Raw genomic sequence first — 19,971 nt, 5'->3', positions numbered from 1 at the left:
GCGACGTCATGGTGCCGCCTTGTCGAAAAGCGCATAGAAATTGGCGCTTGTCGCGGCTGCCAGCGCATCGCTTTCCTCGCCGCGAAGGTTGGCGAGAAACGCGAGTGTGTCGGCGACGAAGGCGGGCTCGCCGGGCTTGCCGCGGTGCGGGACGGGGGCAAGGAAGGGGGAGTCGGTTTCGATCAGCAGCCGGTCCTGCGGCAGCCATTTGGCGGTCGCCTGAAGATCGGCGGCATTCTTGAAGGTCACGATTCCCGAAATCGAGATGTAAAGGCCGAGATCGAGCGCCTTCCGCGCGAAATCGTCGCTCGCGGTGAAGCAGTGGATCACGCCGGGAAAGCTCGCCCGGCCCATCTCCTCGCCGAGCAGCGCCAGCGTGTCGGCTTCGGCATCGCGCGTGTGGACGATGATCGGCAGGCCGGTTTCCTGCGACGCGTGGATGTGGCGGCGGAAACTGTCCTGTTGGCGCACGCGGTCGCTTTTGTCGTAATAATAGTCGAGCCCAGTTTCGCCGATCCCGATCACGCGCGGGTGCGCGGCGCGTTCGACCAGCTTTGCGGTGTCGATATCGGGATGATGGTCGGCATCGTGCGGGTGGATGCCGACGCTGGCCCAAACATCTGCGTTCGCCTCGGCCGCGGCGAGCACCTCGTCCCATTCGCTTTCACGCGTCGCGATGTTGAGCATCGCGGTAACCCCGCGTGCCCGGGCGCGCACCAGCACCTCGTCCTGCTGTTCGGCAAGGCCCTTGTAATTTAGGTGGCAGTGCGAATCGACGAGCATCAGGCCTCCCCTTCCCCTTCTCCCTCTGGCAATTCGAGGCGCGGGAAGATCGGCACGGGCTGGCCGACCGCGAAGCCGCTTGCAACCAGCTTCGCGAACCAGTCGGTGTCAGAAAGTGCCGCAAAATTGCGCGCATCCTCGGCGATACCCATCTGGTCGAGCAGCTTGTCGGCCGCAGCGGGCACGACCGGACGGATGGCGATCGCGAGCGTGCGGACCGCCTGAAACAGCGTCATCAGCACCGCACGCATGCGTTCGGGGTCCGTCTTACGCAGCGCCCAAGGCGCCTGCGTGTCGACATATTGGTTGCAGGCGAAGACGGCGCGGATCCAATCCTCGATGCCCACCGAAAAGGCGAGCTGCTCGAATTCGCGCGGCAGACGGACCGCCGCCATGTCGGCGAGGTCGGCCAGCAGGTCGATATCGTCCTGAGCAGGCGCATAGTCGTCCGAAAGCTTGCCATCCAAATTCTTGAAAATCATCGACAAGCTGCGCTGCGCAAGGTTGCCGAAGCTGTTCGCGAGGTCGGCGTTTGCGGTGCGCACGATCGCTTCGGCCGAATAGCTTCCGTCCTGACCGAAGCTGACTTCGCGGAGCAAATAATAACGCAGCGCATCGACGCCAAACCGGTCGGCGAGCGCCATCGGGTCCACGACATTGCCGAGCGATTTCGACATCTTCTCGCCGCGATTGAGCAGAAAGCCGTGGCCGAACACCTGCTTGGGCAGCGGCAGGTCGGCACTCATCAGAAAGGCCGGCCAGTAAACGGTATGAAAACGAACGATATCCTTGCCGATCATATGGATATTCGCCGGCCAGAACGTCCCGAAGTCGCTGGCGGGATCGGGATAGCCGAGCCCCGAGAGGTAGGTGGTCAGCGCATCGACCCAGACATACATCACATGCCCCGGCGATCCCGGCACCGGCACGCCCCAGTCGAAACTGGTGCGCGAGACGCTGAGATCCTTGAGTCCGCCTTCGACGAAGCGCAACACCTCGTTCCGCCGGCTTTCGGGACGAATGAAATCGGGCTGCTCGTTGTAGAGCGCGAGCAGCCGGTCCTGATAGTTCGACAGGCGAAAGAACCAGCTTTCCTCCACGGTCCATTCGACCGGCGTCCCCTGCGGCGAAAGGCGCGCGCCCCCTTCCCCGTCGCTCAGCTCGCTTTCGTCGTAGAAAGCCTCGTCGCGAACCGAATACCAGCCTTCATAGCGGTCGAGATAGAGATCGCCCTTCGCCTCCATCGCTTTCCAGATCGCCTGCGAGGCAGCATGGTGCGCGGCGTCCGACGTACGCATGAAATTGTCATAGCTGATGTTCAGCTTGGCATACATCTCACGGAAATATCCTGACATTTCGTCCGCAAGATCGATCGTCGCACGGCCCTGATCCCGCGCTGTCTGGAACATCTTCAGCCCATGTTCGTCGGTGCCGGTGACCAGCCGGACGTCGCGGCCCCGCGCGCGCTGGAAACGCGCCACGACATCGGTGGCGATCGCTTCATAGGCGTGACCGATATGCGGGCGACCATTGGGGTAGCTGATCGCGGTGGTGATATAGAAAGGTTGGTTATTTTCGGACATGCGCGCGCCTTAGCCGCTGGCGCGCGGGAGGGAAAGCGTCAGCGTGCCGCCCGATCGTGCCGCGGCGCCAACTCGGCCAGGCAGTTGCCGATCTCAAAGCCGACCATCGCACCGTCATAAGATCCGCGGATCGCATCGCGAACGGTGCGCTGGACGCGATCCCATTGCGCGAGGACCGGCGCGATTTCGGAGGCGGGGCGTTCGCGCGCGATACGCGAGAGCAGGCCCGGCACGATATCGATGACCAGTTCGAGGCGGGCCCGATTGCTCGTGCCGCCGACCTCGCGCGCAAGCGCTTCGCGCAGCCGGTTCTCCGGGTCGCCGCTCGCCGCAATCGCGAGCAATTTCTTCTCCATGACCGCGACGTCGCTATCGACGAGTGCAAGCGCCTTGCCCGGAACGCCGCCCGACGCGGTGACGATCGCGCGCACCTCCTCCATCTCGATCATCGGCCGCAGATCATGCAGCCATGTCGTCATGGCGTCACGCTCAACAGGCTGAAAACGCAAGGTTCTGCACCGCGAGCGGATCGTCGGCAACAGGCGTCCGGGCGAGTGGCTGACGAGCAGGAAAAGGGTTTTCGCCGGCGGTTCCTCGAGCGTCTTGAGCAGCGCGTTCGCCCCGTCGGTTTCGAGGTCGTCGACCGCATCGACGATGATCACCCGCCACTCGCCGAGCGACAAAGAGAGATGCAGGCGGCGGATCATCTGCCGCACCTGTTCGATCGTGATGTTGCGCGCGAGTTCCTTGGCCTTGTCCTTCGGCTGACGGGCGAGGCGCAGGATTTCGGGGTGATTGCCCGCGTCAACCAGCCGCGCGGCGGCATCGTCGCCGCGATCGTCGAGCGGCGCCGTTTGGCCTTCGCCGCTGCGCCCGTGGGTGACGAGGAAGCGTGCGACGCGCTCGGCGAAAGTCCCCTTCCCCATCCCCTGCGGCCCCGCCAGCAGCCAGGCATGATGGACGCGGCCGCCCTGCCACGCTTCGAGAAATGCCTTTTCGGCTTCCTGATGGCCGATCATGGTAGCCATTCCGCAAGGTCCGCAAGGATTGCCGCCGTCACCTCTTCGGTGCGCCGGTCGGCGTCGACGATCCGCCAGCGTCCGGATTCGACCGCGGCCATTTCGACGAAGCGCGCGGCGAGGCGCGCCTGATAATCGAGCGGCTTGTTTCCCATGCGGTCGCTGCCCCCGCGCTCGGAGAGGCGCCGCGCCGCCTCTTCGGCGCTGACGGTGAGCAGGAACGTACGATCGGGTAACAGCCCTTCGGAACCGAAGCGGTGCAGCGCGAGGAGATCGGCATCGGTGATGCCGCCGCCGCCGCCCTGATAGGCGCGGCTCGAATCGACGAAACGGTCGCACAACACCCACGCCCCCCCAGCCAGCGCCGGACGGATCGTGCGCGCGACATGGTCGGCGCGCGCCGCGGCGAAGAGCAAGGCCTCGCTGCGCGCGTTCCAGCGGTCCTCGCTGCCTTCCATCAACAGCGTCCGGATCGCCTCTGCGCCGGCGCTGCCGCCGGGTTCGCGCGTCGCGACGACTTCGAGGCCTCGTTCTTCGAGGGCTGCCGCCAGCGCACCGATCTGCGTCGACTTCCCGACGCCCTCGCCGCCCTCCAGCGTGATGAAACGCCCGGACGTCACGTCGCTAGCCCGCGATGGATGAAAAGGAAAAGCACGCCGCGCATGAACCGGCCGTAGCCCGGCGGATCGGCTTTGTCATCTCGCCGCGGCAGCGCTTGTCCGGCCTTTCGCAGCAACCGATGTGTTGGTGGGCGCAAAGCCCCAGTTCATCAGCCGTTCGGCCTCGTCGCGGCGCGCCTTTGCGCTGGACAGGCCGGCCACGACCATGACCAAGCGGCGCCCGTCACGCTTCGCCGAGCCGAGAAAGCAATAACCGGCTTCCGACGTATGCCCGGTTTTAAGCCCGTCCGCGCCGGCGAAACGGCCCAGGATGGGATTGCGGTTCGCTTGGATGATCGGCTGGCCGTCGGGCGATACGCCGTGCTGGAATTTCGGGATCGAGAAATAGCGGGCATAGCCATCGGGATGATCGCGGATCAGTCGGCTGGCAAGCAGGACCAGATCGCCCGCGCTGACTTTGGTTACGCCGCCGTCGGGCCAGCCGCTCGCGGTGCCGAATCGGCTCGACGCCATACCCATCTCTGCTGCCATCTCATTCATTCGTTGGACAAAGGCATCCTCGTTGCCATCGATCCCTACAGCGAGAACCGATGCCGCATCATTCCCCGAAACGGTGATCAATCCCTTGAGAAGATCATCGACCGACACCTTTTCGCCCGCGCGCAGGAACATCGTGGAGCCGCCTCGGCGGGCGCTCCACTTCTTCCATGTCGCGTCTTCGACGGTGATCAGCTTGTCGCGCGACAATTGCCCCTTCTCGATCAGGTCGAGAACGACATAGGCGGTCATCACCTTTGCCATCGACGCGGGCGCGAAACGTTTGTCGGCGCCGCGCGAGAAGAGAATCCGACCCGAATCGAGATCCTTGAGCATCACGATTGGGGCTTCGGTCTCATAGGGCGCGCGGACGACCGGCGCGCTTTTCGGGCGAGCCTCGCCGGCCGATGTCGCGGGACTGGAAACAGCCAGCGCCAAACCCGACAGGAGGATCGCGCCGGTTCGCAAAAACAGGGCTGGCTCAGTCATATCCGGCCGTCAGCGGTCGCGTTGGACGAAGGCGTCGCGGAAACCTTTGGCTTTCGCGGCGCCAAGCGCGCTGCGGGCTTCGGCGTCACTGGCAAACGGCCCCATACGCACGCGCCACAGCTTTCCGGTCTTGCTGACGTGTCCCCCGACCGACTTCGCCGCGGCATTGGCGCGGCTTTCGGTGCTGAAGGCGCCGACCTGCACGACATAAGTGCCGGTGGCGGCAGGTTTCGCCGCCGGGGTCGCCGACTTGGCGCTCTGCGCGGGTTTTATGGCCGGCTCGGCGTTGGGCGCCGGCATCTTCGTGCTCGGTCCTTCGACAATGAAACGGTCCTCGCCTCCCTTTCCGGTCGCCGATGCGGTCGCCGGACTGGCGGGCGCCGACGCCGTCGCGGCCTTTGGCACCGGCAATTCCTTCGCCTTGGCGCGGAGAATCGCCAGCAGCGATTGGGGCGTGGCGATCCGTTCGCGGACCGACTGCCCGGTCCGAAGCCGTGCGCGCTCGGCGGCGGGCGGATTGGTGCGGCGCACGCGGACGGCGGTGGCGCCATCGGTGATGCCGAGTTGCTCGGCCGCGCCGCGCGACAGGTCGATCAGGCGGTCGGTGACCATCGGGCCACGGTCGTTGACGCGAACCAGGATTGTCCGCCCGGTATCGAGCGCGGTCACTTCGACATAGCTCGGCAGCGGCAGGGTCTTGTGCGCCGCGCTGATCGATGCCGGATTGAAGTTTTCGCCGTTCGCGGTCGGTTTTCCGGCGAGTTCGTCGCCATATGAGCCCGCGTAGCCGACCTCGTCATAATCGGCGACGTCGATGGGCGTATAGGTCACCCCGCCGATCTTGTAAGGCTCGCCGATCATCACAGGCACGTCGACTACGCCCGTCACCGTGGTCGCAGGCGCGGGGCTTGCGGTTGGCCCCTCCGCCCGCTGACCATTAAAACTGCCGCAACCGGAGAGCAGCAACGCCGTCCCGGCCATCAGGCCCCCGCCCCTAACGATCGATTTCATCCGCCAGCAACCCCACAGACAATGCGTAAAAATTGGAACAATTATAGTCCAATATCGCACGATAGTTACCGGTCAGCAAATATGCCGTCCGGCCGGGGCCATCGGGTTCGAGCAAGGTCGCCTGGACATTGCCGTCGGGCCAGCGCCCGCTGAGCGGCTGGATGCCCGCCGCGCGCCATTCGGCCATCGAGCGCCAGCGGCTGTGGCGGTCGAAAACGCGCGGGCATCGCGTCGGGTTAAGGCGATTGGCGACCGCGCCGCGATTGAAGCTCGCGGGGACCGTGACCGCGACGCCCCACGGCTGTCCGGCGCGCCAGCCGGCGTTCCGGAGATAGGAACCGATCGACTCGATCGCATCGGCTTCGCTCGACCAGATCCGTGCGACACCGTCGCCGTCGCCGTCCTCGGCGACGCGCAGATAGACCGACGGCAGGAACTGGGGATAGCCGAAGGCGCCGGCCCAGCTGCCCTTCAGCGCGCTGCGCGGGACGCCGCGCTCGACCATCACCATCGTCGCGATCAGTTCGGGTTCGAACAGGCTGCGGCGACGCCCTTCATATGCCAGGGTGGCGAGCGCCTCGGGCAGGTCGAAATTCCCGGTCACCTGACCATAGGCGGTTTCGTGGCCATAGATGGCGATCATGATGCTCGTCGGAACGCCGGTGCGCTGCTCGATGCGCGACAGGAGCGGAAGCAAGCGGTCATGGACGCGGCGTCCGCCCCCGATGCGCGCGGCATCGACATGCTTTGCCCTGTAAGGCGCGAAGGCCGGGATCGGGGTATTGGGGTTTGGCGGGCTGCCCAGATTGTCGCGATCGAGCGCAACGACGCGGGGATTGTAACGCAGTCCCGCCGCGACGCGGTCAAAGGTGGTGCGCGACACACCGCGCGCCTGCGCCTTGGGCCACAGTGATTGGACATAGCTATCGAAGCCGGCATCGCCGCTTTGCGCATGAAGCGGTGCCGAAGCGGTGAGCATCCATGCCGACAGGAAGGCTGCGGCGATCCCGAAAAGGCGTCCGGTTCTGAAACGTATAGCGTGCATCATGTCCCCACCCATAGGGTGTGTGTCGCACAGATGCGAGCGGCTTGGCTAGGCTGCGGCGGGACGAGGCGAGTCATTCGCACGATGGGTCGAGCGGGCAAGGTTTCGCTTGCCGCCGGGCATCCGCGCGCTATGGCGGCGGCACAAGGACAGGTGGCCGAGTGGTTTAAGGCAGCGGTCTTGAAAACCGCCGTGGGTGCAAGCTCACCGTGGGTTCGAATCCCACCCTGTCCGCCATCATGCGAAATGCAGCCGCCGGTATTTTCCGCGAAAATAGAGCAGCGGGTCGCGATGCGGTTCGAACTGCGCGCGGACGACGCGGCCGACGAGGATAAAATGATCGCCCGCTTCGTGGAGCGATTCGCGTTGGCATTCGAACGACACGAGCGAACCGCCGAGGAGCGGCACGCCGGTTTGCCCGGGCGCCCACGGCTGGTTGGCGAACCGGTCTTCGCCCTTTGCGGCGAACCGGTTCGACGTCGGCTGCTGGCCGATTTGCAGGACATTGACTCCGAAATGCGCCGCGTCACGCAGTATCGGCGCGGTTCCCGCCGTGTTGGCGATGCAGACGAGGAGGAGCGGCGGGTCGAGCGACACCGAGGTAAAGCTGTTCGCGGTCAGCCCGACCGGCGTTCCTGTCGCGTCGAGCGCGGTGACGATCGTGATTCCGGTCGCGAAACAGCCCATCGCATCGCGGAGGGTGCGCGGGTCGGATCCCGCCTTGAACTCCATCGCCTCGCGCGGCTGGTGACGTTCGAGAAATTCGAGGAGTTGCCCGAGCAGCGCCTCTTTCCGGTCCGATGCCAGCGCGAGGTCGCAATCGTCGATGTCGGCGCTCTCTCCCATCGGCAGCGCGACGTTGAAGGCATCGCCCACCGCGCTGCTTTGCGCGGGCGAGAAACCGCCGCGTATTACGAGGGTCGGAACCGCGACACGGGCCGCAAGGCCGTCGGCGATCGCCCCCTCGTCGACCGGCATGTCGACAACGACGAGCCCGGCGGCAAGGTGGGCACCGTCGAGCGCGAGCGCGCGCGCTGCGACCCATCCGCCGTCGGCTGCGGCGACCACGACGGGGCGCGACCCCATCTGCGCCAGCACCAGGCGGAGATCCTCGACATGCGGCGCCAACGGCTGTTCGTCGCGCAGGCCGAGGTTCACGACACGCCGCCCCGACAGCACGAGCGCGTCGGCGACCTCGCGCCACGCGGCGCGATCCTGCCCGATCCCGGGGACCAGCAACACGGCGGGATCGTTCTCGTCGCCCAGCATATCGGCGGCGAGGCGGACACCGCCGAAACCCTTATATTCGATGAGGCTCAAACATCCCCCTTGCCGCGCCGGCGGGCGCGGGCGCCGGCGGGCTTCGATACGGTCAAATTGCGAAGAATCGGATCATATCGAAAGCCGTTGCGGCGCGCCAGCGGCTAAGGTCAGGCCTTTGGGCGCATCAGGTGCGCAACGACGCCAGCCGCTGATCGACGATCGCATCGGCTTCCGACATGATCCGGTCGATCAGTTCCTTGCAGGTCGGTATGTCATGGATGAGACCCTGCACCATGCCCGCCCAGAACACGCCCTTGCTGAGGTCGCCGGTTTCGAGCAGTTCGCGCCCCGCTTTGCCGTTCACCAACTCGGCGACGTCGGCGAAGGTCGCGTCGGGGACCGCGAGGCGGCGGACGACTTCTTCGCTCACCGCACTCTTGCCGACGCGCGCGGTATTCTTGAGGCTGCGGAAGATCAGGAAGCTGCCGCGCTCGTCATTGTCGACATAGGCCTGCTTCACATTGTCGTGGATAGGGGCTTCCTTCGTCGCGCAGAAGCGTGTGCCCATGTTGATGCCCTCGGCACCGAGCGACAGCGCCGCGACGAGGCCGCGCCCGTCGCCGAAACCTCCGCTCGCGAGCATCGGGATCTTCACCTTGTCGGCCGCCGCCGGGATCAGGATCAGGCCCGGAATATCGTCCTCGCCTGGGTGGCCCGCGCATTCGAAGCCGTCGATCGAAATGATGTCGCAGCCCGCGCGCTCGGCCGACAGCGCGTGGCGGACCGCGGTGCATTTGTGGAGGATGGTAACGCCATGCGGCTTCAGCATCTCCCAAATCTCGCGCACCGCCTGCGTGCCCGCGGTCTCGACGATCTTGACCCCGCCATCGATGATCGCCTGCGCATAGGCGTTGTAGTCGGGTGCGTTGATCGTCGGGAAGACGGTCATGTTCACGCCGAACGGCTTGTCGGTCATCGCGCGGCACCGCTCGATTTCGGCGCGGAGCGCTTCGGGCGTCGGCTGGGTCAGCGCGGTCAATATGCCAAGGCCGCCGGCGTTCGACACCGCGCTCGCAAGCTCGGCATAGCCGACGCTCTGCATCCCGCCCTGGACGATCGGATGTTCGATACCCAGCATTTCGGTGATGCGTGTCTTGAAAGCCATCTCGATCCTCCTGTGCGGTCCTGCCCTTACGGCATCGTCGCGGTGGTCCATGAAATAACTTGACGCTTACGTCAACGTCGGGTTGACTGAAAAGAAACTTAGATAACGAAGGGAATCGGAATGACGGCGGGCGAAGGCATATCGGATCGGGCGCGGGCCATCGCCGACCAGGTCGAAGCATTCGTCCGCAAAATCGTGATTCCTTACGAAAGCGACCCGCGCCGCGACCATCACGGCGCGCCGACCGACGAGTTGGTGATGGAAATGCGCGAGCATGCCCGCGCCGCCGGGGTTTTGACACCGCATATCTTCGACGACGGCAGCCATCTCAACCAGCGCGAGACCGCCGTCGTGCTGATCAAGAGCGGTCTGTCGCCGCTCGGCCCGCTCGCGTGCAACACGATGGCACCCGACGAGGGCAATATGTATCTGCTCGGTAAGGAAGGCAGCCCCGAACTCAAGGAACGGTTCCTGAAGCCGATGGTCGAGGGCCGCGTCCGTTCGGCCTTCTTCATGACCGAGCCCGCCGATGAGGGCGGCGCGGGATCCGACCCGTCGATGATGAAGACGACCTGCCATCTCGACGGCAATCATTGGGTGGTGAATGGCCGCAAGACCTTCATCACCGGCGCACAGGGCGCGCGTGTCGGCATCGTAATGGCGAAGGCCGAGCAAGGCGCGTGCATGTTCCTGGTCGACTTGCCCGACCCTGCGATCCGCATCGACGAAGTACCCAACACGATTGACAGTTCGATGCCCGGCGGCCATGCGACGCTGACCATCGACAATTTGCGCGTTCCCGCTGACCAGATGCTTGGCGAAGCCGGCGAAGGCTTCCGCTACGCGCAGGTTCGCCTCTCCCCTGCCCGCCTGTCGCACTGCATGCGCTGGCTCGGCTGCTGCATCCGCGCACACGAGATCGCGACCGACTATGCCAACCGCCGCGAGGCGTTCGGCAAGCCGCTGATCGACCATGAAGGTGTCGGCTTCATGCTCGCCGAGAATATGATCGATCTGAAACAGGCCGAACTGATGATCGACTGGTGCGCCGGCGTGCTCGACACCGGGTCGCTTGGCACCGTCGAAAGCTCGATGGCGAAAGTCGCGGTGTCGGAGGCGCTGATGCGTATCGCCGATCGCTGCGTTCAGGTGATGGGCGGTACCGGGGTCACCGACAGGACGATCGTTGAACAGGTGTTCCGCGAGGTACGCGCGTTCCGAATCTACGACGGCCCGACCGAGGTTCACAAATGGAGCCTCGCGAAAAAGATCAAGCGCGACTGGAAAGCCGGGCACGCCTGACACGGCCGTCAGTTGACCGGCGAGCGGCCGTAGCGTCAAAACACTTGACGTTTACGTTAACGTCCGGATGATGACCGAAAACATAGGGTAGAGGAATCGAGCCAATGTCGATCTTGTACGACGAAGGGCAACAGGCGATCGCAACCGAATCGCGGCGCGCGCTCGAAGCGCGGGTGAACAAGGACGAGCTACTCCCGCTTCTCCAGACCAGCGGCCAATATCATGATGGTTTCTGGACGACGGCGAAGGAACAGGGCTGGACCGCGCTCGCGCTCCCCGAGGCCTATGGTGGCCTTGACCTCGGCCTCGTCGAGCTGGGGCTGATCGCGCATCAGGCGGGGCGGTCGCTCAGCGGCGCGCCGTTCCTGACGTCGAGCTTCGGGGCGGCCAAGGCGATCGAGCTTTACGGTAGCGACGAGCAGAGGGCGCGCTGGCTTCCGGGCCTCGCGAGCGGCGAGACGATCGGTGCCATCGCCTTTGTTTCGGGGCCGGATGCCCTGCCCGCTGTCCCGCCCGTGACATCGAAAGCGGGTCAGGTTGCAGGAACCGCTCCGGGCGTATCGGGCGGACTGTTCGCCGATGTCGCCATCGTTTTCGCGCAAGAGGGCGGAACACCCGCGCTGGCGATCGTCGATCTCGCCGGCATCGAACGCAAGGCCGTCGACAGCTTCGATAACAGCCGCTGCATCGCCGACCTTCTGTTCGCCGGGGCTCCGGGCGAAGCGCTCGTCACCGGCGACGCTGCGCGCGCGGCCGCGCTCCATATTCTTGCGCTGCAAGCGGTCGTGACCGCGCACGAACAGACCGGCGGGGCCGAAGCGCTGATGGAGATCGCGCGCGACTATGCGCTAACCCGCAAAGCCTTCGGCCAGCCGATCGGCGCCTTCCAGTCGATCAAGCACCGCATCGCCGAGCTTTACGGCCTCGTCGAACTCGCGCGCGCAAACGCCATCCATGCCGCGGCGCGCGAGGGACAGAATGATTTCATCCCGGCCGCCGCCGCCGCGCGCCTGTCGGCGACCGAGGCCTATGACACCGCGGCGCGTGATTGCGTGCAGATCCACGGCGGGATCGGCGTAACGTGGGAGATCGGATTGCATCTCCACATGCGCCGCGCACGCACGCTCGCGCTCGAGCAGGGGAGCAGCTTCTTCTGGGAAGATATACTCGTCGACCGGTTGGCAGGAGCACACGCATGACCGATCTCGAAGCATATCGCACCCAGGCGGCAGCCTGGTGCGAATCGATGGTGCCGACCTTCGGCAAGGCGGCGCGCAAATGGTTGAGCGTCGAGGAGGATCTCGCGCTCGGCCGCCGTTACCAGAAGGCGAAGTTCGACGCCGGTTACGCCGGGATCAACTGGCCGACCGACCTCGGTGGTCAGGGCCTCGGCCATATCGAGAAAATCACCTTCGAGGGCGAGGAGATGAAGCATGGCTTCCCCAACGTCTATTTCGGCATCTCGCTCGGCATGCCCGTCCCCGTGCTGATGCAGTTCGGCAGCGACCGCGAGTTCGTCAAGGAACGCGTGCTCAAGGCGCTCAAGGGCGAAGAAATCTGGTGCCAGCTCTTTTCGGAGCCCTCGGGCGGCACCGACCTTGCCGGCCTGCGCACGCGTGCCGAGACCGACGGCAACGGCTGGAAGATCAACGGACAGAAGGTTTGGACGAGCTGGGCGCAATATAGCGATTATGGTGTTATCGTCGTGCGCACCGATCCCACGGTCGCGAAGCACAAAGGCCTCACCTATTTCTGGGTCGACATGAAGGCGCCCGGCGTCACCGTGCGCCCGATCAAGCTCGCGGGCGGTGACAGTCACGTCAACGAGGTGTTCTTCGACGATGTGAAGGTCAGCGACGACCATCGCATGTCGCCGGTCGGCGGCGGCTTCGCGGTCGCGATCGCGACCTTGATGATCGAGCGCTATGTCGCGACCGACAGCGCGGGTTTCGGGCCGCACCTCGACCTCTTCGTCGAGCTTGCCAAAGAGGTGCGGTTGAACGGCCGCCCCGCGATCGAGGACGGTCGTATCCGTCAGCAGATCGCGCGCAACCATGCGATGCGCGCCGGGCTCGATTCGATCAACCGGCGCGCCCGGCTGATGATGCAGGCGGGCATGACCCCGGGCCCCGAAGGCTCGCTCAACAAGCTCGTCGCGGTGCGCTCGCGCCAGAAGCTCTCCGAACTCGCGCTCGACCTTCAGGGCACCGATGCCTTCGCGTTCGACGAACATGCCTCGCCCAAGGACGATTGGGCGTCGAGCTGGATCAATGCGCCGACAGGCCGCATCGCGGGCGGATCCGACGAAACCTTGCTCAATACCATCGCCGAGCGCATCCTCGGTCTGCCGCAGGACCATCGCCCCGACAAGGGCGTCCCCTTCAACCAGATTCCCGCCTGAGGAGCCCCCCATGAAAATCGATTCCAGCTTATCGGCCGTGATCACCGGCGGCGCGTCGGGCCTCGGCCGCGCAACCGCCGAGGCTCTCGCAGCCTCGGGGGTGAAGGTCGCGATCTTCGACATCAATGACGCGCTTGGCGAAGAGGTCGCGGCGTCGATCGGCGGGCTGTTCGTGCATGTCGACATTACCGACGAACAATCGGTCCTCGACGGCTATGCGAAAGCGCGCGCAGCGCATGGGCAGGAACGCGTGTGCGTCCATTGCGCGATGACCTCGCGCCGCGGCAAGACGCTCGCGTACGACAAGGAAAGCGGCGGTTATCGCCGGACGCCGACCGCCGATTATGCCTTCGGTGTCGAAGGCATTTTGACCGCGAGCTATCGCGTTGCGTCGATCGCCGCCGAAGGCATGGCGACACTCCCCGAAATGGAAGACGGCGAGCGCGGCGCGATCGTGCTGACCGCCTCGGTCGCGGCGCAGGACGGGCAGATCGGCCAGGTCATCTATGGCTCGGCAAAGGCCGGCGTGAACGGCCTCGTCCTGCCGATGGCGCGCGACCTGATGGATCTCGGTATCCGCGTCAATTCGATCATGCCGGGCGTATTCGGCACGCCGCTCCTCAACAATATGAACCCGAAGGTAAAGGAGAGCCTCGAGGCCTCGGTCCCCTTCCCCAAACGTCTCGGCAAGGCCGAGGAATATGCGAGCCTCGCGATGGAGATGGTCCGCAACACCTATTTCAACGGCCAAGCCGTCCGCCTCGACGGCGCAATCCGCATGGCCCCCCGCTAAACTCCCCATCAACGCGCTTTTCAATCGACCGACGATCTTCAAAGCTCTCCACGAAAGGATACCATCATGGCCGAGGCCTATATCATCGACGCCGTTCGTACACCCCGCGGGGTCGGCAAGCCGGGCAAGGGCGCTCTCTCGCACCTCCATCCGCAGCATCTCGCCGCGACCGTGCTCGCCGCGATCCGCGACCGCAACAATCTCGACACCGCGACGGTCGACGACATCGTCTGGTCGACGTCGAGCCAGAACGGCAAGCAGGGCGGCGACCTCGGGCGCATGGCGGCGCTGTCGGCCGGCTATGACACGAAGGCCAGCGGCACGACGCTCGATCGTTTTTGCGGCGGCGGCATCAGCTCGGTGAACTTCGCCGCTGCCAGCGTGATGAGCGGTATGGAAGATTGCGTCATCGCGGGCGGGACCGAGATGATGAGCTACACGACCGCCTATGCGGCGGAACAGGCAAATGCGGGCCTGCCCCCGCGTTTGATGGGGTCGGGTCATGAAGCGCTCGACGAAATCCACCCGCAATCGCATCAGGGTGTGTGCGGCGACGCGATCGCGACGATCGAAGGCATCAGCCGCGAGGCGCTCGACGCGCTCGCGCTCGTCAGCCAGCAGCGCGCCGATCGCGCGATCAAGGAAGGCCGCTTCGCCAAGTCGGTTGTCCCTGTGTACAATCCCGACGGCAGCGTCGCGCTCGACCGCGAGGAGTTTCCGCGCCCCGAAACGACCGCCGAAGGCCTCGCCGCGCTGAAGCCGAGCTTCGCCGGCCTCGCCGATTTCGACATGGGCGGCGGTTTCACCTTCCGGAAACAGATCAACCGCCGCTATCCCGATCTCGAAATCCAGCATTTCCACCATGCGGGCAATTCGTCGGGCGTCGTCGACGGCGCCGCGGCGATCCTGCTGACGTCGAAGGACTATGCCGAGAAGAACGGCCTGAAACCGCGCGCACGCGTCGTCGCCTATGCCAATATCGGCGACGATCCGACGTTGATGCTCAACGCCCCCGTCCCGGCGGCGAAGAAAGTGCTGGAAAAGGCCGGGCTGACCAAGGACGATATCGACGTCTGGGAAATCAACGAGGCCTTCGCGGTCGTCGCCGAGAAGTTCATCCGCGACCTCGATCTCGACCGTGAGAAGGTGAACATCAACGGCGGCGCGATGGCGCTCGGGCACCCGATCGGCGCAACGGGCTCGATCCTGATCGGCACCGCGCTCGACGAACTCGAACGCTCGGGCGGCCGCTATGGTCTCGTCACCATGTGCGCCGCCGGCGGCATGGCGCCCGCGATCATCATCGAACGTATCTGAGGAACAGGAGAGCATCATGGCCGGGCCGCTGAAGGGCATCAGGATCATCGAATTTGCCGGCATTGGTCCCGGTCCCTTCTGCGGCATGATGCTCGCCGACCATGGCGCCGAGGTCATCCGCATCGATCGCCCCGGCGGTTTCATGGATCCACGCGATCCGCTGAGCCGCAACCGCACGTCGATCGCGCTCGACATGAAGAACCCGGAGGCGGTGCGGATCGCGCGCGAACTTTGCAAGAGCGCCGACGGGATTATCGAGGGCTATCGCCCGGGCGTGATGGAGCGGCTCGGACTCGGGCCCGAGGTGCTGCTCGCCGACAATCCGAAGCTCGTCTACGGGCGCATGACCGGCTGGGGCCAGTTCGGCCCCTATGCGCAGGCGGCGGGGCACGACATCAACTATATCTCGCTGTCGGGTGTGCTTCACGGCATCGGCCGCGCAGGCGAAAAGCCCGTCCCGCCCGTCAACTATGTCGGCGACTTCGGCGGCGGCGGCATGATGCTCGCCTTCGGCATGTCGAGCGCGCTCGTCCACGCGGCGCGCACTGGCGAAGGTCAGGTGATCGACTGCGCGATGACCGACGGATCGGCGCTGCTCGCGGGCATGACCTGGGGCTTTCTCGCCGCCGGGCGGCTCAAGGACGAAGCGGGCGTCAACATGCTCGACGGCGCGGCGCATTTCTATGACTCCTATGTCTGCGCCGACGGCAAATATATCTCGATCGGCTCGATCGAGCCGCAATTCTATGCGCTGCTCCGCGAAAAAACCGGGCTCGCCGATGACCCTGATTTCGATGCGCAACTCGACCCGTCGAAATGGGGGCCGCTCAAGGAAAAGCTGACCGCGCTGTTCCGGACGAAGACGCGCGATGAATGGTGCGCGATCATGGAAATGACCGACGTCTGCTTCGCGCCGATCCTGTCGCTGACCGAAGCCCCGCAGCATCCACATAATGTCGAACGCGAGACCTTCCTGACCGTCGGCGGCGCGATCCAGCCTGCCCCCGCCCCGCGCTATTCGGCGACGGTCAACGATACGCCGCGCCCGGCGCCTGCGGTCGGCGGCGATGGCGATGCGGTTCTGGCAGGGCTTGGCTATGACGCCGATGAGATAGCGGCGCTCCGAGACGACGGCGCGGTCCGTTAGGGTTCAGGCGTCGCGCGCGGTCATCGCTTCCCAGAGACCGCGCCCGCCGAAACCGGCGACCTGACGGCCGAGGATTTGCGCCCAATGCGCGTCGTTACCGTGCGTACCGCGCCAGCGCATTAGCGGGACGGTGACACGATGGAGGTCATATTCCTCGGTAAAACCGATCGCACCATGCACCTGATGCGCTACCGACGTCACAACTCCGACCGCCCGATTGGCGCGCAGTTTCGCCGCTGCGATCTCGAAGCCCGCGGCCAACGCATCGCCCCCCGTCGCGTCGAGCCGCGCCGCCAGCGCCGCCGCCGCGGCCTCGACCGCGCGCACCTCACATGCCATCACGGCAAGCGATTGCTGCACGGCCTGGAATTTGCCGAGCGGGCGGCCGAACTGCTGGCGCGTGTTGACATGGTCGATCGACAGGGTGAGCGCCTGCCCCATCGCGCCAGCCATCAGGCTGACCGTCGCGGCGGCGTGCAGGGCAGGATCGACATCGCCCAATCCCGACAGGATCAGCGCCGCGACGGGTAGGTCGGGCACGCTATGACCCGCAATCCACAGCACCGCGTTCACGTCGCCCCAGTCGCCGCCGAACCCGCCGTCGGCCTCGGGAACGAGCAGCAGGCCAAAGCCCGCATCCTCGACCGGCCCGATGCCCACGCTCGCCGCTTCGGTGAATACGGCGCTTGCCGTATCGCACAGCATGTCGCGCGCGGCGCTCATCGCAGGCCCAATCCGCGTGCAATGATCCCGCGGATCACTTCGCGCGTTCCGCCGCGCAGCGAGAAACTCGGCGAAGCGATAAGCAGCGCGCGGAGCAGTTTTGCGAGGTCATCGGGATCATCCCAGCCGCTTGTCACGATCGCCTGCACGCGGCGCGGCATATCCTGTTCGAACGCATTGCCCAGTTCCTTGACCACCGACGCCTCGACCATCGGATCCTCGCCCGCCGCGAGCTTCGCTGCGGTCGACATCGACAGCTGGCGCAGCGTCCACATTTCGGCGGTGAGTTCGCCGATCAATGTCGCGACCGCCGGATCGGGGTCGGCGCCCGCCGCGTCGATCAATGCGACGAGCAGCGCATGGCTCGACAGATAACGCTCGGGCCCCGAACGTTCGAGCCCGAGTTCGGCGGTGACCTGTTGCCCCCCCTGCCCGCGCTCGCCGACGAGGGCGCCGTGCGGGACGAGCACATCGTCGAAGAACACTTCGTTGAAATCATGGTGGCCCGCCATGTCGATGATCGGTCGGATCGTGATGCCGGGGGTGGCGAGGTCGATCAGCAGCTGGCTAAGCCCCGCGTTGCGTTCGCTGCCCTCTTCGGTCCGCACGAGCGCGAGCATGATGTGCGAGAAATGTGCGCCGGTGGTCCAGATCTTCTGGCCGTTGATGCGCCAGCCTTCGGCGGTCTCGCGCGCCGTGGTCCGCACCGCTGCGAGGTCGGACCCCGCGCCGGGTTCGGACAGGCCGATGCAGGCGTAGAGCTCGCCTTTCGCGATGCCCGGCAGATAGCGCTCGCGCTGCTCTTCGCTGCCGTAACGCAGGATCAGCGGGCCGGTCTGACGGTCGGCGATCCAGTGCGCGCCAACGGGGGCGCCCGCCGCCAGCAATTCCTCGATCACGACATAACGTTCGAGCGGATGGCGGTCGCCGCCGCCATAGCGCGCCGGCAGCGTCATCCCGACATAGCCCGCGGCACCGAGCGCGCGGCTGAAACCGGCGTCGAAACTCACCCAGCAATTCGCCCGCGCCACCAGATCGCCCTGCAGCTGGTTCACCGCAAGCCAGGCCCGCAAATCGGTGCGCAGTGCGGCAATGTCGCTAGGCGGATCGAACGGATAGAGCGCAAAGCCTTGCATGTCGCACCAGCCATGCAATAGCTTTGGTTAGGCAGCAAAGGATAATTGAAGATGGGCGAATTTTTGAGTGTCGAGCGGCGGGGCAAGATCGCGATCCTGACGATGATCAAGCCCGGAAGCATGAATGCGATCGGCACGCACGAGGACTGCCAGGACATTATCGACACGCTGCGCGACCTTGGCGAAGACCGCAGCGTCAGCGCGATCATCCTGACCGGTAGCGGCAAGGCGTTCAGCGCCGGCGGGAACCTCAAAGGCATGCAGGACCGCACCGGCATCGGCGTGCTCGACCAGCCCGATTCCACCCGCGCCAATTATCGCAAGGGCGTGCAGGCGGTGATCCGTGCGCTGATGGACTGCGAGGTGCCGATGATCGCGGCGGTCAACGGTCATGCGATCGGGCTCGGCGCCGACCTCGCCTGCACCTGCGACATTCGCATCGCGGCCGAGAGTGCCAAATTCGCGTGCAGTTTCATCAAGGTCGGGATCGTCCCGGGCGACGGCGGCGCCTGGCTGCTCCAGAAGATACTCGGCTACCCGCGCGCCGCCGAGCTGTTCCTGACCGGCGACCGCTTTGACGCCGCGCAGGCAAAGGAATATGGTCTGGTGACGGACGTCGTGCCCGATGCGGAGCTGCTCGACCGGGCGATCGCCATCGCCGAGCGGATCGTCTGCAACCCGCCCCGCGCGCTGCGCCTGACGAAGCGTTTGTTGCGCGAGGCGCAGCACAGCCGGATGAACGATATTTTGGAGTTGAGCGCAGCCTATCAGGCGATCGTCCACGAAACCGCGGATAACCGCGAGGCGATCAATGCGTTCGTCGAAAAGCGTCCCCCTATGTTTACAGGAGAATGACCATGCTCGCCGAGCGTGTCCTGCCGCTGTCCGGCATCCACAATTTCCGCGACTATGGCGGCTATGCCGTCGATGGCAACGGGCGGCTGCGCGATGGGATGCTGTGGCGATCGGCGCACCATGAGGCGGCGACCGACGAGGATCTGACCGCGCTCGACGCGCTGGGGCTCGAAACGGTCGTCGATCTTCGCGGCGACGACGAGCGCGAGCTGCATCCGTGCCGGCGGTCGGACAATTTCTCGGCGCGCGTGCTGTTCGCGGGCGGTGTGACTGCGGGGCTCGCGCCGCATCTGCAGGCGGCGGGCGGGACGATCGACGTCGCGACGGCGCGCGACCGGATGATCGATACCTATGCCGGCATGCCCTACCGCCCCGCGCTCGTCGCGACGCTGCGGCTCTATCTCGCCGCGCTGTCCGAATATGATGCGCCCAGCCTCGTCCATTGCGTCGCGGGCAAGGATCGCACGGGGTTCGCCGTCGCGATCGTCCACCGGCTGCTCGGCGTCCATGAGGACGATCTGATGCACGATTATCTGCTCACCAACACCGCGGGCAAGATCGAGGAACGCATCGCGCAGGGCGCGGCGCATATCCGATCGCGTTACGGCGCCGAGATTCACGACGATGCGATCCGCGCGCTGATGTCGGTCAATCCCTCCTATCTCGACGCCGCGCTCGCCACGGTGCGCCGCGACCATGGCGATATCCCGACCTATGCCGAGGCGGTGCTGAACTTCACGCCCGAGATGCGCGAGGCGATGCTCGACCGGCTGGTGGTCTAG

General features: G+C 65.5%; 19 protein-coding genes and 1 tRNA gene. 9 read left to right on the top strand and 11 right to left on the bottom strand.

All coding sequences use genetic code 11. The annotated features are described in order from the left end of the window. Nucleotides 1-6: 6 nt before the first annotated feature. The 7 genes from FG95_RS19295 to FG95_RS19265 form a co-directional block, all read right to left on the bottom strand. On the bottom strand, nt 7-783 hold the full coding sequence (locus tag FG95_RS19295) for a TatD family hydrolase (protein ID WP_037558063.1): 777 nt from the start codon (nt 781-783) through the stop codon (nt 7-9). Further along, nucleotides 783-2,366: a methionine--tRNA ligase gene (gene metG / locus FG95_RS19290; protein ID WP_037558061.1), complete on the bottom strand. Its 1,584-nt coding sequence runs from the start codon at nt 2,364-2,366 to the stop codon at nt 783-785. Before metG ends, FG95_RS19295 begins: the two co-directional genes overlap by 1 nt. A gap of 38 nt (nt 2,367-2,404) precedes the next feature. Next, on the bottom strand, nt 2,405-3,394 hold the full coding sequence (locus FG95_RS19285) for a DNA polymerase III subunit delta' (protein WP_037558060.1): 990 nt from the start codon (nt 3,392-3,394) through the stop codon (nt 2,405-2,407). Further along, nucleotides 3,382-4,005 carry a dTMP kinase gene (gene tmk, locus FG95_RS19280; protein ID WP_037558057.1) on the bottom strand — a complete coding sequence of 208 codons (624 nt, stop codon included), beginning with the start codon at nt 4,003-4,005 and terminating at the stop codon, nt 3,382-3,384. Before tmk ends, FG95_RS19285 begins: the two co-directional genes overlap by 13 nt. 75 nt (nt 4,006-4,080) lie before the next feature. Beyond that, on the bottom strand, nt 4,081-5,031 hold the full coding sequence (locus FG95_RS19275) for a D-alanyl-D-alanine carboxypeptidase family protein (protein WP_081933273.1): 951 nt from the start codon (nt 5,029-5,031) through the stop codon (nt 4,081-4,083). A gap of 9 nt (nt 5,032-5,040) precedes the next feature. Further along, complete coding sequence (locus FG95_RS19270; RefSeq protein WP_235211625.1) at nt 5,041-5,919, bottom strand: septal ring lytic transglycosylase RlpA family protein; 879 nt, start codon at nt 5,917-5,919, stop codon at nt 5,041-5,043. A gap of 106 nt (nt 5,920-6,025) precedes the next feature. Next, the gene (locus tag FG95_RS19265) at nt 6,026-7,090 is read right to left on the bottom strand and encodes a lytic murein transglycosylase (RefSeq protein ID WP_037558054.1); all 1,065 of its coding nucleotides are present in this window, start codon (nt 7,088-7,090) and stop codon (nt 6,026-6,028) included. A gap of 144 nt (nt 7,091-7,234) precedes the next feature. On the opposite strand from FG95_RS19265, the gene FG95_RS19260 reads away from it, so the two are divergent. Further along, nucleotides 7,235-7,324 (top strand) — tRNA-Ser (locus tag FG95_RS19260). Here the strand turns inward: FG95_RS19260 and FG95_RS19255 are convergent. Both FG95_RS19255 and FG95_RS19250 read right to left on the bottom strand, forming a co-directional pair. Beyond that, a complete protein-coding gene (locus FG95_RS19255) occupies nt 7,325-8,407 on the bottom strand; it encodes a flavin reductase (RefSeq protein ID WP_037558052.1) in 1,083 nt (360 codons plus the stop codon). Between the two features lie 127 nt (nt 8,408-8,534). Further along, nucleotides 8,535-9,515 (bottom strand): NAD(P)H-dependent flavin oxidoreductase, encoded by a 981-nt coding sequence (locus FG95_RS19250; protein ID WP_037558050.1) that lies wholly within the window; start codon nt 9,513-9,515, stop codon nt 8,535-8,537. A gap of 120 nt (nt 9,516-9,635) precedes the next feature. Here FG95_RS19250 and FG95_RS19245 point away from each other — a divergent pair, with 120 nt between their 5' ends. From FG95_RS19245 to FG95_RS19220, 6 genes are all read left to right on the top strand, one after another. Next, nucleotides 9,636-10,817 carry an acyl-CoA dehydrogenase family protein gene (locus FG95_RS19245; RefSeq protein ID WP_037558047.1) on the top strand — a complete coding sequence of 394 codons (1,182 nt, stop codon included), beginning with the start codon at nt 9,636-9,638 and terminating at the stop codon, nt 10,815-10,817. A gap of 104 nt (nt 10,818-10,921) precedes the next feature. Then, on the top strand, nt 10,922-12,016 hold the full coding sequence (locus tag FG95_RS19240; RefSeq protein WP_037558045.1) for an acyl-CoA dehydrogenase family protein: 1,095 nt from the start codon (nt 10,922-10,924) through the stop codon (nt 12,014-12,016). Continuing rightward, complete coding sequence (locus FG95_RS19235; RefSeq protein WP_037558043.1) at nt 12,013-13,218, top strand: acyl-CoA dehydrogenase family protein; 1,206 nt, start codon at nt 12,013-12,015, stop codon at nt 13,216-13,218. Before FG95_RS19240 ends, FG95_RS19235 begins: the two co-directional genes overlap by 4 nt. 10 nt (nt 13,219-13,228) lie before the next feature. Further along, nucleotides 13,229-14,011 (top strand): SDR family NAD(P)-dependent oxidoreductase, encoded by a 783-nt coding sequence (locus FG95_RS19230; protein WP_037558041.1) that lies wholly within the window; start codon nt 13,229-13,231, stop codon nt 14,009-14,011. Between the two features lie 66 nt (nt 14,012-14,077). Beyond that, entirely contained in the window at nt 14,078-15,328 is a 1,251-nt protein-coding gene (locus FG95_RS19225; protein ID WP_037558039.1) for an acetyl-CoA C-acetyltransferase, read from the top strand. Nucleotides 15,329-15,344: 16 nt separating this feature from the next. Beyond that, nucleotides 15,345-16,475, top strand: coding sequence for a CaiB/BaiF CoA transferase family protein (locus FG95_RS19220; protein WP_037558037.1), 1,131 nt, complete (start codon nt 15,345-15,347; stop codon nt 16,473-16,475). Nucleotides 16,476-16,478: 3 nt separating this feature from the next. Here the strand turns inward: FG95_RS19220 and FG95_RS20020 are convergent, their stop codons facing one another. Together FG95_RS20020 and FG95_RS19210 are read right to left on the bottom strand one after the other, a co-directional pair. Further along, nucleotides 16,479-17,198: an acyl-CoA dehydrogenase family protein gene (locus FG95_RS20020; RefSeq protein ID WP_052182530.1), complete on the bottom strand. Its 720-nt coding sequence runs from the start codon at nt 17,196-17,198 to the stop codon at nt 16,479-16,481. Beyond that, a complete protein-coding gene (locus FG95_RS19210) occupies nt 17,195-18,334 on the bottom strand; it encodes an acyl-CoA dehydrogenase family protein (RefSeq protein WP_037558036.1) in 1,140 nt (379 codons plus the stop codon). The genes FG95_RS20020 and FG95_RS19210 overlap by 4 nt, the downstream gene beginning before the upstream one ends. A gap of 51 nt (nt 18,335-18,385) precedes the next feature. Here FG95_RS19210 and FG95_RS19205 point away from each other — a divergent pair, with 51 nt between their 5' ends. Continuing rightward, entirely contained in the window at nt 18,386-19,189 is an 804-nt protein-coding gene (locus tag FG95_RS19205) for a crotonase/enoyl-CoA hydratase family protein (RefSeq protein ID WP_037558033.1), read from the top strand. Further along, nucleotides 19,186-19,971 carry a tyrosine-protein phosphatase gene (locus FG95_RS19200; RefSeq protein ID WP_081933272.1) on the top strand — a complete coding sequence of 262 codons (786 nt, stop codon included), beginning with the start codon at nt 19,186-19,188 and terminating at the stop codon, nt 19,969-19,971. The genes FG95_RS19205 and FG95_RS19200 overlap by 4 nt, the downstream gene beginning before the upstream one ends.

It is taken from the genome of Sphingopyxis sp. LC363 (assembly GCF_000756385.1).
Lineage (GTDB): Bacteria > Pseudomonadota > Alphaproteobacteria > Sphingomonadales > Sphingomonadaceae > Sphingopyxis.
This window is presented reverse-complemented; position numbering and strand designations above follow the sequence as displayed.